Source organism: Corallococcus sp. NCSPR001, assembly GCF_017309135.1.
Lineage (GTDB): Bacteria > Myxococcota > Myxococcia > Myxococcales > Myxococcaceae > Corallococcus.
In genome coordinates this window covers 3,243,885-3,258,102 of sequence record NZ_JAFIMS010000002.1, presented here as the reverse complement: position 1 = coordinate 3,258,102, position 14,218 = coordinate 3,243,885, and the positions used below count along the sequence as shown (strand labels likewise).

General features: G+C 70.8%; 12 protein-coding genes. 9 read left to right on the top strand and 3 right to left on the bottom strand.

Annotated elements, in window-relative coordinates:
• The 8 genes from JYJ93_RS15375 (at window position 1) to JYJ93_RS15340 (ending at window position 8,622) form a co-directional block, all read left to right on the top strand.
• Window positions 1-723, top strand: a complete 723-nt coding sequence (locus JYJ93_RS15375) for a type II secretion system protein (protein WP_206791894.1) — start codon at window positions 1-3, stop codon at window positions 721-723.
• Entirely contained in the window at window positions 720-1,652 is a 933-nt protein-coding gene (locus JYJ93_RS15370; RefSeq protein WP_206791892.1) for a prepilin-type N-terminal cleavage/methylation domain-containing protein, read from the top strand. Before JYJ93_RS15375 ends, JYJ93_RS15370 begins: the two co-directional genes overlap by 4 nt.
• Window positions 1,649-2,323, top strand: a complete 675-nt coding sequence (locus tag JYJ93_RS15365) for a type II secretion system protein GspJ (protein ID WP_206791890.1) — start codon at window positions 1,649-1,651, stop codon at window positions 2,321-2,323. The genes JYJ93_RS15370 and JYJ93_RS15365 overlap by 4 nt, the downstream gene beginning before the upstream one ends.
• A complete protein-coding gene (locus tag JYJ93_RS15360; protein WP_206791881.1) occupies window positions 2,323-3,756 on the top strand; it encodes a type II secretion system protein GspK in 1,434 nt (477 codons plus the stop codon). The genes JYJ93_RS15365 and JYJ93_RS15360 overlap by 1 nt, the downstream gene beginning before the upstream one ends.
• A 1-nt stretch (window position 3,757) precedes the next feature.
• A complete protein-coding gene (gene pilM, locus JYJ93_RS15355) occupies window positions 3,758-5,365 on the top strand; it encodes a pilus assembly protein PilM (RefSeq protein ID WP_206791872.1) in 1,608 nt (535 codons plus the stop codon).
• Between the two features lies 1 nt (window position 5,366).
• Window positions 5,367-5,924 (top strand): type II secretion system protein GspM, encoded by a 558-nt coding sequence (gene gspM / locus JYJ93_RS15350; RefSeq protein ID WP_206791871.1) that lies wholly within the window; start codon window positions 5,367-5,369, stop codon window positions 5,922-5,924.
• 3 nt (window positions 5,925-5,927) lie between these two features.
• Window positions 5,928-6,908, top strand: coding sequence for a type II secretion system protein GspN (gspN, locus tag JYJ93_RS15345; RefSeq protein ID WP_206791862.1), 981 nt, complete (start codon window positions 5,928-5,930; stop codon window positions 6,906-6,908).
• 82 nt (window positions 6,909-6,990) lie between these two features.
• A complete protein-coding gene (locus JYJ93_RS15340; protein WP_206791860.1) occupies window positions 6,991-8,622 on the top strand; it encodes a sigma 54-interacting transcriptional regulator in 1,632 nt (543 codons plus the stop codon).
• 19 nt (window positions 8,623-8,641) lie between these two features.
• On the opposite strand, the gene JYJ93_RS15335 is transcribed toward JYJ93_RS15340, so the two are convergent.
• Window positions 8,642-10,627, bottom strand: coding sequence for an APC family permease (locus tag JYJ93_RS15335; protein ID WP_242543818.1), 1,986 nt, complete (start codon window positions 10,625-10,627; stop codon window positions 8,642-8,644).
• Between the two features lie 140 nt (window positions 10,628-10,767).
• Between JYJ93_RS15335 and JYJ93_RS15330 the strand changes: the two genes are divergently transcribed.
• Complete coding sequence (locus JYJ93_RS15330) at window positions 10,768-11,283, top strand: RNA polymerase sigma factor (RefSeq protein ID WP_206791850.1); 516 nt, start codon at window positions 10,768-10,770, stop codon at window positions 11,281-11,283.
• Between the two features lie 12 nt (window positions 11,284-11,295).
• On the opposite strand, the gene JYJ93_RS15325 is transcribed toward JYJ93_RS15330, so the two are convergent.
• On the bottom strand, window positions 11,296-11,949 hold the full coding sequence (locus tag JYJ93_RS15325; protein ID WP_206791849.1) for a hypothetical protein: 654 nt from the start codon (window positions 11,947-11,949) through the stop codon (window positions 11,296-11,298).
• A 1-nt stretch (window position 11,950) separates the two neighbouring features.
• Window positions 11,951-14,128, bottom strand: a complete 2,178-nt coding sequence (locus JYJ93_RS15320; protein WP_206791847.1) for a S46 family peptidase — start codon at window positions 14,126-14,128, stop codon at window positions 11,951-11,953.
• Window positions 14,129-14,218: the final 90 nt, after the last annotated feature.

Below are 14,218 nucleotides of genomic sequence, written 5' to 3'. Positions count from 1 at the left end.
ATGTCCCCTGCTCCCGCCCGCCGCCGTCGCGCCCAGCGCGGCCTCACGCTGATTGAAATCTCCATCGCGCTGGCCATCGCGGCGGTGATGTTCGCCGCGGTGACCATTGGCATCGGCGCCATCACCGGCGCGAAGGCGAAGGGCAGCGCCACGGAGCTCGCGGGCGTCATCCGCTCGCTCTACGACTCGGCGGCGCTCAGCGGCAGGACGTGCCGGCTGGTGTTCGAGATCCCCGACCCGAAGCGCGAGGAGGCCACGAAGTACCACGCCGAATGCGCCGCGGGCGGCGTCACCACCTCGCGCGACCGGGACGCGGCGCTGCGCGACGAAGCGCGCGACCGCGAGCGCGCCCGGAAGGAAGGCAACAGCGGTGGGGACTCGCGCAAGAACTACACGCGCTCGGAGGGCTCGCAGCCGTCCGCGCAGGAGCTGATGGACGAGGAGAAGAACCGCATCGAGTCCCAGTCCACCTTCTCCGCGTACACCGCGGAGGAGATCTCCCCCAAGACGCTCCCGGCGGGCGTGGCGGTGTCGGTGTGGACGCGGCAGCAGCGGGAGCCGGTGGAGAGCGGCGTGGCCTATCTCTACTTCTTCCCGCAGGGCTACACGGAGAAGGCCATGGTCTTCCTGCGCCAGGGTGACAACGCCTGGACGCTGGACGTGTCACCCCTGACGGGCAAGGTGTTCATCGCATCCGAGGCCCTGGAGGTGCCCCGCTCATGACGACCCCAACGCGCAGGCGCTCGGGCTTCACCCTGCTGGAGACGATGGTGGCCATGGCCATCCTCAGCGTCGCGCTGATGGCCATCTTCGACCTCAACTCCGGGGCGGTGGCGAACCACGTCTACACCAAGCGGCTCACCGTGGCGTCGCTCCTGTCCCGCTCGAAGATGACGGACCTGGAGCAGAAGCTCTACGACGACGGCTTCGAGCAGGACGACGATGAGCAGTCCGGCGACTTCTCCGACGAGGGCTGGCCCCAGTTCAAGTGGCGCGCCCGCATCATCGCGCCCAAGACGGACGGCGTGACGCCGGACCAGCTCATCGGCGCCATCTTCAACCTGCCCATGGGCGGCGGTGACTCCGGCGACCCGCTGGGCGGCCTGGCCGGCCTCTTTGGCGGCGGTGGCGGCGACAGCAAGGGCGGCACGCCCCCGGGCGGCACCACCACGGCCAGCCCCCTGGGCGCGTCCGCCATGAGCATGGCGCAGCCCATGTTCACGCAGATGGTGGACCAGCTCACCAAGTCCGTCCGCGAGGTGCACCTCACCGTGTACTGGAAGGAAGGCACCCAGGTGGAGAGCGTGGACGTGGTGACGCACGTCGTGTCCCTGGGGCCTGGCGGCGACCGCAACGGCGGCTTCACGCCCAACGCGGGCAGCACGCCGGGCGCGGAGAACCAGTGGGTGAACCCGCGCACGGGCCAAGTGGTGGACAACCCCATCCCCGGCCCCAACGGGCAGATGCTGGACCCGAACACGCGCGAGCCGCTGGTGAACCGGAAGGCCCAGCTTGATCAGCTCAACAGGAACATGGGCGGCGGCAACGGCAACCCCGGCACCAACCCGCGCGCGCCGGGCGGTGGCATCTTCGGCGGCCGCGGTGGCCTGCCCAACCTGCCGAGCCTGCCTCGCGGAGGGAGCATCCGATGAAGCGGCGCATGCGTGGCTTCACCCTCATGGAGGTCATGGTCGCGGTGGGCATCACCGCCCTCATGGGCACCGTCGTGGCCCTGGCCTTCCAGACGGGCATCAACGCCAAGGAGGTCGTGGAGGGCGAGGCGGAGCGCTACCGCATGGTGCGCGTGTCGCTCAACCGCATGGCGCGCGAGGTCGGCTCCGCGTTCGTGAGCGACCGCTATGATTTGCGCCGCTTCCGCGACCAGAACGACCGGCCCACCAACTTCATTGGCGAGCGCGACAAGCTGACCTTCACGACGTTCGCGCACCAGCGCCTGTACACGGACGTGAAGGAGTCCGACCAGGCGGTGGTGGAGTACTTCGTGGAGAACTCCTCCGAGCGCGGCGCCCGGCAGCGCCAGGACCTGAAGCGGCGGGTGAACCCCAACGTGGGGGACCGCATGGACCGGGGCGGCACCACGGACGTCCTCTTCGAGGGCGTCAAGAGCGTGGAGTTCGCCTACTGGGATTCGGACAAGAAGGAGTGGGACGACGAATGGGACACGCGGCGCACGGAGAAGAAGGACATCCTCCCCTCGCGCGTGCGCATCACCGTCATCGCCCTGGATGAGTCGGGCAAGGAGGCGCGCTACACCACGCAGGCGCGCATCCTGCTCAACACCACCCTGCCGAGGTTCAACTGATGGCCTTCCCCTACTTCCAGCAGGCGTCCCGCCGGCGCGGCAAGGCGCGGACGGCCGTCCCCCAGGCGCTGGCGCCGCGGCGCTCCCCGGCGGAGCGCAAGCACCGGCGCTCGCGCGGCGTGGCGCTCATCATCGCGCTCGTGTCCATCACGCTGCTCACGGTGGTGGCCACGGAGTTCGCCTACAACAGCCGCGTGGACCTGCAGCTCGCCGCCAACCAGCGCGACGAAGTGCGCGCCTACTACATGGCCCGCTCCGGCATCTCCCTGGGGCGGCTGCTCCTGCGCTTCCAGAAGCAGGTGGACCAGACGCCCATCCCCAACCCCGCGAGCCTCCTGAGCGGTCTCATGGGCGGGGCACTGGGCGGCGGCGCCCCCGGCGGCACCGGCGCGAACGCGTTCCAGCCGCAGTCGCTCAACCTCCAGCTCTGGAAGCTGGCGCGGGTGGACTGCCACATGCTCAAGGGGCTGGTGAAGAGCGACGGCGCGCAAGGCGAGGACGGCCGCCCCGTGGAGACGGAGCCCGTGCAGGTGGACTCCAACTTCCAGATGGAGGGCGAGGACGGGGAGGGCGCGGGCGCGCCGATGGCGGCGCAGATGCCGCGGCGCTCCTTCGGCGGCTTCGAGGGCTGCTTCCTCGCGACCATCAGCGACGAGGAGGAGAAGCTCAACGTCATGCGCCTGAACACCGGCGGCGCGGAGGCGCAGGCCACCGCCCTGCGCATGGCGGACATGTTCGCGGACAAGCGCTTCGAGTTCCTCTGGCAGCAGGACGACGCCAACCACGTGCGCTCCACGCCGCAGGACGCCGTCATCGCGCTGAAGGACTGGTCGGACGAGGACACCACCCAGTCCACCTTCAACCGCAACGACCCCACCAACCCCTTCGTCGCGGGCTTCGCGGACGAGGGTTCCCCGTACAGCCGCTACGAACCGCGCTATGACGTCAAGAACGCGCGCTTCGACAGCCTGGATGAGCTGTACCGCGTGCATGGCGTCAACGACCGCTTCATGGCGGCCTTCCGCGACCGGCTCACGGTGTACCCGGACATCAACTCCAAGCCGAACATCAACACCGACGACCCCATCATGCTGGGGCTGGCCATCATGTCCGCCGCGGACCCCAACCGTCCGGACCCGCGCCTGACGGACCCGGTGTTCCTCAACGAGCTCATCAGCCGCATCCGCGCCGCGCGCATGTTCAACTTCTTCGGCATGTCGGTGGCGGACTTCCTGGGCGTGGTGGAGCAGGCGGGCATCGCGGTCAACCCCCTCATCAAGGGCAACGTCCAGCAGAACCGCTACCTGGGCGACAAGAGCAAGACGTTCACCATCAAGTCCGTGGGAGAAGCGGGCAGCGTCCAGAAGACGCTCACCGCCGTCATCCGCCTGGACGACGGGCTGGGCAAGCTCGTGTATTACAGAGAGGAATAGCATGGCCCGCATTCTTGGCCTGGACCTGGGCAGCCACTCCGTGAAGGGGGTGGTCCTCACCTCCGGGACGAAAAGCAACACCACCCAGGCCTACGCGGAGGTGCGCCGCGCGCAGGAAGGCGACCGCGCGGACACGCTGCGCGCCGCCGTGGAGGAGCTGCTCGGGAAGATGCCGCAGGGGCACGTGGACCAGGTCGTCATCGCCCTGCCCGGCCCGTCCCTCACCACGCACGCGGTGAGCCTGCCCTTCTCCGACAGCAAGCGCGTGGAGGCGACGCTGCCCTTCGAGGTCGGCAGCCAGCTGCCGTTCGACATCTCGGAGGTCGTCTACGACTACCAGGTGGTCGGCCAGAAGGACACCGGCGGCAAGGAGAAGGCCGCGGACCTGCTGGTGGGCGTGGTGAAGAAGGAGGAGCTCCAGTCGCTGCTGGCGCTCCTGGGCGGACTCCAGGTGGATCCGCGCGTCATCACACACCCGGCGCTCGCGTACCAGAACCTCCTCACCCAGCTGCCCGGGCTCTTCGAGGGCATGAGCGAAGGCGGCCCGGTGGCGGTGGTGGACATCGGCCACGAGCGCACGGCGGTGGCCATTGGCCAGCCGGGCAAGGGCGTGGAGTTCGCGCGCGCCTTCGCGGGCGGCGGGCGCGACCTGACGCGCGCCCTGGCCACGGAGTTCCAGACGACGGTGCCGGAGGCCCACGCGTGGAAGGAAGCGCACGGCGCCATGGCCAGCGCCGCGCAGGGGCCGGACGCCGAGCGCGCCGCGAACGCCTTCGTGCGCGGCCTGCAGCCGGTGCTGCGCGAGCTGCGCCCGTCCTTCAAGTCCTTCGCCGCGCGCACCCGCCAGCAGGTCTCCGCGGTGGTGCTGTGTGGCGGCACCGCGCGGATGCCGGGCCTGGCCGAGCAGCTGTCCAAGGACCTGAACCTGCCGGTGCGCGTGCTGGCGCTGCCGGTGGACGCGACGGAGAAGATTGGCCCCCGGGAGGCGCCGTCCGCGGCGCAGGCGTACGCGCTGGCCATGCGCGGCAACGCGGCCGGGGTGAAGGCGCCGCGCTTCAACCTGCGCCGGGGTGAGTTCGCCTTCAAGGGCGGCTACGACTACGTGAAGGACCGGCTGGGCCTCCTGGCCTCCTTCGCGGTGACGCTGCTCCTGCTGCTCATCGCCTTCGGCGTCGTGCGCAACACCGTCCTGTCGCGACGCGAGGCGGAGGTGGACGCGGTGCTCTGCAAGACGACCCAGCGCATCCTGGGCACCTGCGAGACGAACTACGACCGCGCGCTGAACATGCTCAAGGGCGTGGAGAGCCCCGCCGCCGCGCTGCCCGCGATGTCCGCGGTGAACCTGCTGGCGGAGGTCACGCAGCGCATCCCGCCGGAGGTGCCGGTGAAGTTCGACCGCATCCAGGTGGACCTGGACCGCATCATGCTCCAGGGAGAGACGGACAGCTCCAAGCAGATCGACACGCTCTCCGCCGCCTTGAAGGGCCACCGCTGCTTCAAGGACGTGAAGGAGGGCAAGGTGGAGAAGACACGCGACGGGCAGAAGGTGACCTTCCGCCTGGACGTGCAGGTGCAGTGCCCCGGCGAGCCGCCGGCGGGAGAGACGTGACATGGGAAAGCTCAAGGAACTCTTCGCGCCCCTCCAGACGTGGTTCGAGCGGCTCTCCGACCGCGAGCGCAAGCTCGTGGCGCTGGCCAGCTCCGCGGTGCTGGTGTTCGTGCTCTTCGTCACCCTCTTCAGCTTCGCCAACAGCGCGCAGGGCTACCGCCGGCGCACGCAGGACAAGCTGGCGAAGCTGCAGGAGGTCCAGGCGCTGGCCATCAGCTACGGCCAGGCGCAGGCGGAGCGGCAGAACGTGGAGCAGCAGCTCACCCAGAGCAACGTGCGGCTGATTACGTACATTGAAGACAAGGCCACCGCCGCGGGCCTCACCGTCCCCAACATGACGCCCAAGGGCGACGTGGGAGTGGGGGACGGGAAGATCATCGAAAGCTCCGTGGAGCTGACCTTCACGGACGTGGACCTGCGCAAGCTGACGGACTTCCTGCGCACGGTGGAGACGGGCCCGGGCATCGTGAAGGTGAAGTACCTGCGCGTGGAGCCCCGGCCCGCCACGGACACCCTGACGGCGTGGACAACCGTCGCCACCTACCGGATGAAGCAATAGCCCATGGCCACTGAAACCAAGACCGCCCGCTGGAAGCTCGTCCTGGGCTACGCCGCCTTCGCGGTGGTGGCGTTCATCCTCTGCCTGCTGCTCACGTTTCCCTATGACGCGGTCCGCTCGCGGCTGGTGACGGAGGCCGCGGCCCACGGGATGGCGGTGCGCATGGACAGCCTGCGTCCCGGCCTGTCCGGCGTCACCGCCACCAACGTGCGGCTGAGCAAGCCGCCCACGCCGCTGGGCGCGGAGTCCGTCGCGGCGCTCGCCCGGGGCGAGTCCGGCGGGCTGGGCAAGGACGAGTTGGGCGAGGCGCTCATCTTCGACAGCGTGGCCCTGCGCCCGGCCCTCTTCCCGCCCGGCCTGGTGATGAAGCTGAAGGGCATGGGCGGCACGGTGAACATCCACGTGGGCGGCCTGAGCGGCACGTCGCTGAACGTGGACGTGGACGGCGTGCAGGCCGGCGGCGGCAACCTGCCGGCGTACACCGGCGTGGACATGGAGGGCACCCTCAACGCGAAGCTCGCGCTCAGCGCGCCGGGCACCCTGATTCGCGGCCAGCCGGTGGACTGGTCCCAGGCCTCCGGCACGGTGGCGCTGGACACCCAGGGGCTCACCATCAAGGGTGGCAAGGCAGCCATCCCCATGGGCGGCGGCCCGGCCATGCCCATGGAGCTGCCGCGCGTGGCGCTGGGCGAGCTCAAGGGCGACCTCCAGTTCGACAAGGGCATGGGCACGGTGCGCGACCTGAACCTCAAGAGCGAGGACCTGGAGGGCTCCGGCACCGGCACGCTGAAGCTGGGCCGCCGGCTGGAGTACAGCGAGCTGGGGCTGGACGTGCGGCTGAAGTTCGAGCAGGCCTTCCAGCAGCGGCTGGGCCCCCTGGCGCTCGCCGTGAACATGCTGCCGCAGGACCGGGACAACCCGGGTTGGCGCGGCGGCCGGCTCACCGGCATGGTGAGCAGCCCCCGCTTCGGTCCCAAGCGGTAGGCCCCCGGTTGATGCCCGCGCACGCGCCGTGTAAAGCGCTGCGCGCGGCCCCGGGGTGTCCGGGCTTGGGAGAGAGTTCGTAATGCCGGAGCTGGTGTTCTTCCGTCGAGGCGAGGAAGTGCTGCGGGTGGCGGTGGACCGGGCGCGGGTGGTGCTCGGCCGGGGCGACTCCAGCGACGTGGCCATTCCGGATCCGGAGGTGAGCCGCCAGCAGGTGGCCCTCCTGTGGGATGGCCAGCAGTGCCGCGTGGAGGACCTCTCCGGCAAGGGCACGAAGGTCGCGGGCGCGGTGGTGGAGCGCGCGGACCTGCCGGACGGCGCGGACATTGAATTGGGCCAGTGGCGCGCGGTGTTCCGCCAGCACGGCGCCAGCGACGACGCGGACGCGGCCACGGAGGCCGGCAGCGCCACCGCCGTGCAGGGCCGGGACTCGCAGCGCTGGCAGCCCGCGCAGCTGCGCGTGAGGCAGGGCGGCACGGAGGCCGTGCACCGGCTCACCGGCGACAGCTTCACGGTGGGCAAGGACGCGGGCAACGACCTGGTGCTCCAGGACCGGTTCATCTCCGGCCGGCACCTGAAGGTGACTCGCCGCGACGGCGTCTTCCACGTCGTGGACCTGCGCTCCACCAACGGCACGTGGCTGGGCCCGGTGCGCCTCTTCGAGGCGGAGGTGACGCTGCCCACCACGCTGCGCGTGGGCGAGGCGGAGCTCGTCCTGGAGACCGTGCCCGCGGCCAAGAAGGAGGCGCAGGCCTTCCACGGCATCCTCGGCGGCGACCCGTCCGTGCGGCAGCTCACGGACCTGATCCAACGCGTGGCACCGTCCACCGCGGCCGTCACCATCCTGGGCGAGTCCGGCACGGGCAAGGAGCTGGTGGCGAACGCGCTGCACGCGTGCTCGCCGCGCGCGAACCGGCCGCTCATCCCGGTCAACTGCGCCGCCATCTCCAAGGAGCTGATTGAGAGCGAGCTGTTCGGCCACGAGAAGGGCGCGTTCACCGGCTCCGTGGGCGCGCGCAAGGGCGCCTTCGAGGAGGCGGACGGCGGCACGCTGTTCCTGGACGAGATTGGCGAGCTGCCCCTGGACCTCCAGGCGAAGCTCCTGCGCGCGCTGGAGAGCGGCGAAATCAAGCGCGTGGGCGCGAGCCGCCCCCTGCACGTGGACGTGCGCGTGGTGGCGGCCACCAACCGCGACCTGCTGGCGGCGGCGCGCGAGGGCCGCTTCCGCGAGGACCTGTACTACCGCCTGTGCGTCGTGCCCCTGCACCTGCCGCCCCTGCGCAACCGCCGGGGGGACGTGGTGGCGCTGGCGGAGCACTTCGTGCGCGCGTTCGCCCCGCGCGGACAGACGGTGCGCTTCACGCCGGCCGCGCTGGAGCGGCTCCAGCAGCACGCGTGGCCGGGCAACATCCGCGAGCTGCGCAACGTGGTGCACCGCGCGCTGCTGCTGCGCAAGGGCCCGTCCATCGACGCGAGCGACCTCTCCTTCGACCAGGAGGTCAACCGCGAGACGGGCATCACCGTGCCGGAGCTGCCGCCGGGCATGACGCTGGAGCAGATGCTGGAGAAGCTGGAGCGGCAGATCATCGAAACCGCGCTGCGCCGCTTCAACAACAACCGCGAGCGCGTGGCGCGCGAGCTGGGCCTCGCGCGCTCCACCCTCTTCAAGCGCCTGAAGGACTGGGGCCTGACGAAGCAGGACGAGCAGGAGTGACGTCGAAGGCGCTTCCGCCCTACCCGTTGTCTCCAGGGTGGGCGGAGTCGCCCCACGCGGAGTGCGGCGCCGGGTGCGCGCGCGTGCGCAGGTACCAGGGCACGCTGACCACCACCAGGCGCCGCTCGCCGGACAACAGCAGCGCGCTGCGCAGCAGCTCCGAGCGGCGGCCGTAGAACATGGCCCGGTACCAGCGCGTCTCCAGCAGCTCTGGCAGCACCATGGCCACGGTGCCGCCCGGCACCTCCTCCAGCAGCGCGTCCACGTAGTCCCTCAGCGGCCACACCAGCGCGCGATACGGCGACCCCACGTGCACGAGCGGCGGGGGCCTCCGTCCACGCTCCTGGAGCGGCGCCTGGACGAAGTGTTGCCACTGCGAGTCCAGCGCCGCCTCGTCGGTGTCACCGCTGCAGATGTGCACCGCGCGCACGTCGTCGCTCAGCGTCAGCGCGAAGCGCAGCGCCGTCTCCGACGCGTGGGACCAGCGGTCCACGGGCACCACGGCGACAATCGGAGACGGGGCCGACAGACGCACGGGCCGCTTCAGCTCCGTCGCCCGCCGCGTGCGCGTGTACGCGGCGTGGACGCGGGAGAGCACCAGCAGGCCCACGGGCACGAGGACGAACGCGGCCCAGCCGCCGTGCATGAACTTGGACACGCCCACGATGCACAGCGTGAGCGCCGTCATCACCGCGCCCGCGCCATTGAGGGCCCGGCGCCACCGCCAGCCCTCCTCCCGGTGCCGGCTCCAGTGCACCACCATGCCCGCCTGGGACAGGGTGAAGGCCATCAGCGCGCCAATGGCGAACAGGGGAATCAGCCGGTCCGTGATGCCCTTGCACACGATGAGCAGCACGGCCGCGAGCCCGGACAGGGTGAGGATGCCTCGCGACAGGGCGAGCCTGCGACCCCGGTGGGCGAAGCCCGGCGGCAGGTAGCGCTCGCGCGCCAGCACCTGGCAGACGAGCGGGAAGCCCGCGTAGCTGGTGTTCGCGGACAGCGCGAGCACGCAGAGGATGGCGGCCATGGCCACGTAGTAGAAGACGCCGCGCCCCATCACCGCCGCGATGAGCTGCGAGAGCACCGTCTGGTAGTTCGCGCCGTCCGGGTCCGTGGCGCCCACGCCGTACGCCCGGCACAGGAGCGCGATGCCCAGGAGCATCGTCACCAGGATGCCCACGATGACGCCCAGCGTGACGCGCGCGCGGCGGATGGAGGGGTCGCGGAAGATGGGCACGGCGTTGCTGATGGCCTCCACGCCCGTCATCGCCGTGCACCCGCTGGCGAAGGCGCGAATCACCAGCCACGCCCCCAGGGACGCGGTGGGCACCGCCAGGGGCGGCGGCTGCTGCACGGGCGTTGCCTCACCCATGGCCAGCTTGAAGAGGCCCACGGCCAGCACCACGCTCAACGACGTGATGAAGAACCAGGTGGGCACGACGAACACGGCGCCCGCCTCGCTGACGCCGCGCAGGTTCACCAGGGTGAGCAGCGCCAGGAGGCCCAGGGTGATGGGCAGCGTGTGCGGCCGCAGGGCGGGGACCGCGGACACCAGCGCGCCCGTGCCCGCGGAGATGCCCACCGCCACGTTGAGCAGGTAGTCCAGCATCAGCGCCGTCGCCGCGAGCAGCCCCGCGCCCCGCCCCAGGTTCTGCTTCGCCACGGTGTACGCGCCGCCGCCGCTCGGGTACGCGGCGATGGTCTGCGCGTACGAGCTCGCGACAATCAGCAGGAGCCCGACGATGGCGGCGGTGATGGGGAAGAGCAGCCACACGCCCGTGGCCCCCAGCGGGCGCAGCACGGTGAGCGCGGCCTCCGGGCCGTACGCGGCGGACGACAGCGCATCCAGCCCCAGGAGCGCCACGCCGGTGAGGACGCCCGTCTTCTCCTGCATCGCCTGGGCGCTGGTGAGCGGGCGGCCCAGGAGCAGGTCCATGATGCCGTTGCCCTGCCGCCGCCGGGGCATGAACGGCCTCCTGCGTCCGTACTCGGCCAGCTGAGCCATGTGGCGGCCTCCCCCTGGCCCGGAAGGTGCGCACCGGCTGTCCGGGCGGAAACACGGCCCTTCAGTCGCATGCCCTCCAGGGCCATAGACCCTTTCGCGGGCCCGTTCGTTTCACGGGAAGACACAGGAGACCGTCCGCCATGGGCCCGCACGCCGCCGTCCTCCCCTTCCCCACCCTGGATGATTTGTACGCCCTGCACCGCCCCCGGGCGCTGGCCATCGCCCGGCGCATCGTGGGGGACACCGACGACGCGGAGGACGTGGTGCAGGACGTGTTCCTGCGCCTGTCGCGGCAGCCCCCGGGACTGGATGGACGCGCGACGTGGACGACCTGGCTGCACCGGGTGATGGTCAACAGCAGCATCAACTGGCTGCGCGCGCGCAGGCGCCGGGAGCGGCTGACGCACGCGCCCCAGGAGGCCGTGTCGCCGGAGGCCCACGCCATGGGCACGCAGATGCAGCAGCACTTCCACGAAGCGCTGGAGGAGGTGAACCCCCAGCAGCGGCAGGTGCTCTACCTGCGCGAGGTGCGCGGCCTGGGCTCCGCGGAAATCGCCCGGCTGCTGCGCATCCCGGAGGGCACCGTGAAGAGCGCCCTGCACCGCGGCCGCCAGCGCGCCCTCACCGTGATGGAGGAGCGCGGCCAGCGGCCGTGAGGTCCGGGGGCGTTACTCCTCGCCCTTGCTGCCCACGAACTGGTCGCCCTTCTCCTTGAAGAGGAGGTTGAAGCTGGTGAGCGAACCGTAGACGCGGGTGATGTAGCCCTGCATCTCCGCCTTCTCCGCGTCCGAGAGCTTGGGGTGGGCGTTGAGCTTCTGCTCCAACACGCGGATGCGGTCGCGCACCATCGTCACCTTGTGGAACAGGCTGTCGATGGGCATGTCCTTCGCCTGGAGCTCCGGGTTGCCCGGCACCAGCCGCACCGTGCCGCCCTCCCACTTGCCCGCGAGCGGCGGATCGCTCAGGCCCGCCGCCTCCCGGAAGATGTCCATCAGCTCTTCGCGCGTCATGTTCAGCCCTTCCAGGTCCACCACTTCGTGCGGATCCGCGCGGTGGCGCACCACCACGGGCGCCACGCTGCGCGGAGCGCGGGTCCGCGTGCTCGAAACCACGGGCGCCGGGGCCGCGGAGCCCCGGGGCGCGTACTTGTCACAGATGGGCGCGGAGGGTGGGAACAGGCCGCGCGACGTGTACACGCGGCACGGCCCCACCCAGCCGCGGTGATCCTCGGAGTGCGGACTCCAGAGCTTGCAGTTGCCGCACACCCGTTCGTCGGGGCGGAAGGTGGGAAGAGGCCTGGGTCCCGCTCCCGCGTCCGACATGTCAGCGCGCCTCCTTGGCCACCGGCTTGCCCTTGCGGATGTTGAGCTCACGCAGGAGCGCGTCCGCGTCCTCGACCTGGTCGAGCTGCCACAGCAGGTAGCGCACGTCCACGTTGACGTTCCGGGCCACGTCCGGATTGTAGCCGAAGTCGTTCGCGACGTTCTCCCACACGCGGTCGAAGTTCACGCCGACGAGCTGCCCCTTGCCGTTCACCGTGGGGCTGCCGGAGTTGCCGCCCGTGGTGTCCGCGTCCGCCAGGAAGTCCACCGGCACGTCCTTCAGCCGCGGGTCCACCCACTGCCCGAACTTCTTCGCCGCCGCGGCCGCGCGCACCTTCTCCGGCGCGTTGAAGGGCTCCTCGCCGGTGTGCTTCTGGATCATCCCCGACAGCGTCGTCTGCGGCAGGTACAGCGCGCCGTCGCGCGGCGTGTAGCCCTGCACCTTGGCGAACGACACGCGCAGCGTGCTGTTGGCGTCCGGAGCAATGGGCTTGCCCGCCTGCGCCATCACCGCCTTGCGCCACGCCGGCCGCAGCCGGGAGGACGCGCCCTGACGGCGGTCGCGTGTGTCATCCAGCGCGGCCTGCTCCTTCGCCAGCTCCATGCCGAACGCCAGCAGGGGGTCGCGGCGCGCGGCGAGCTGCCCCACGGACTCGTCCGCCATCTTCAGGCGCTCCGCCAGGGTGAGCACCTTGGAGCCCGCGTAGAGCGAGTCGATCTTCGCGGAGACGTCCTTCTGCGAGTACGTCTTGCCGAACGTGGCATCCACGGCCGCGATGCGCGCGTCCTGGGGCAGCGCCTGCGCGCGCTTCACGAACGCGTGCAGGAGCGCCTTGTCCGAGGGGATGAAGAGGTTCTTCTGCTCGCGCTCCAGGCGGTCCTTGATGCGCGGCAGCTCGCGGTCCATGTACTCCGGGCGGCGCTCCAGGTCCGGCTTCGCGCGCTCCATGGCCAGCCGGGACACGGACGTGGCCAGCGCGGGCCCACGCGCCAGGCGGCCGGACAGGTTCAGGAGGAACTCGCGGTCGAAGGTCTTGTTGGACTCCTGCTGCTCCGCGAGCAGCGCCTCGCGGGCCTTCAGCGCCTCGCCCCACTTCGCGCTGTCCTTCTGGGCCCAGGCCACGGTGGCGGCTTCCGCGTCGCGCTGCTTCTCCACGATGTGGCCGCGCTTGAGGCCCGCCAGCTGCCCGCCCGCGTTCTTGTAGACGTTGTGCAGGCCCTTGAGCTGCGAGGCCACGGCGATCTTCCCGGCCGGGTCCTTCTCCCCTTCGGCCTCCAGGATGCGGATGGCCTCGCCCAGCACGTCCCGGATGGCCGGGTAGTAGCGCGCCTGGCGCTCCGCCATCTCGTCCGCGAGCAGCGTGCGGAAGGTGGTGCCCGGGTAGCCCAGCACCATCACGAAGTCGCCCGGCTTCACGCCTTGCGTGGACAGCGGGAAGAAGAACTCCGCCTTGTAGGGCACGTTCTTGTCGCTGAACGCCGCGGAGGCGCCGTCCGGCGCGGTGTACGCGCGGATGATGGCGAAGTCGCCGGTGTGGCGCGGCCACATCCAGTTGTCCTCTTCCCCGCCGTACTCACCCACGGCGCGCGGCGGCGCGTAGACCAGGCGCACGTCCTGCAACTCCACCGCGTCCACCAGCGTGTAGTTCACGCCGCCATCGAAGGTGGCCACCTGGCAGCGGGTGGCGGGGCGCTTCTCGCACTCGGCCACCAGCTCCTTCTGCTTGCGGTCGATGGCCTTGTAGCGCGCGAGGTCGTCCGCGCCCTGCGGCACGGCGGCGTTCACCTCCGCCGTCACGTCCTTGAAGCCGCGCGGCACCTGCACGCGCGAGCCCTTGCCCGGGAGCTCCTCCGCCTGGCTCTTCGCGAGGAAGCCGTCGGAGATGAGGTCCTTCTGCGGGGAGCTGTGCTCCTGGATGATGGAGAAGGCGCAGTGGTGGTTGGTGATGATGAGGCCGGAGGCGGAGATGAACGACCCGGAGCAGCCGCCGGTGTTCACCGTGCCCGCGAGCAGGCCCGTGCCCCGCTTGGGGTCCCAGAGCTTGCTGGGCGGCAGCTGGAGGCCCTGGGCCTTGAGCCAGGCGGGGCTCAGTTCCAGCACCTGCTGGGGGGTCCACTTCCCTTCCCCGGCGAAGGCCGGGGCAGCCACGAGCGAGAGGAGAAGGAGCGTCTTCTTCATGGTGCCCCATCCCTACCCCGTCCGCCGCCCCGGCGCGACCGTTCCGGTGTCCGGGGCGCGCGTTTTCGCGGAAGATGGAACGCGCTTGGA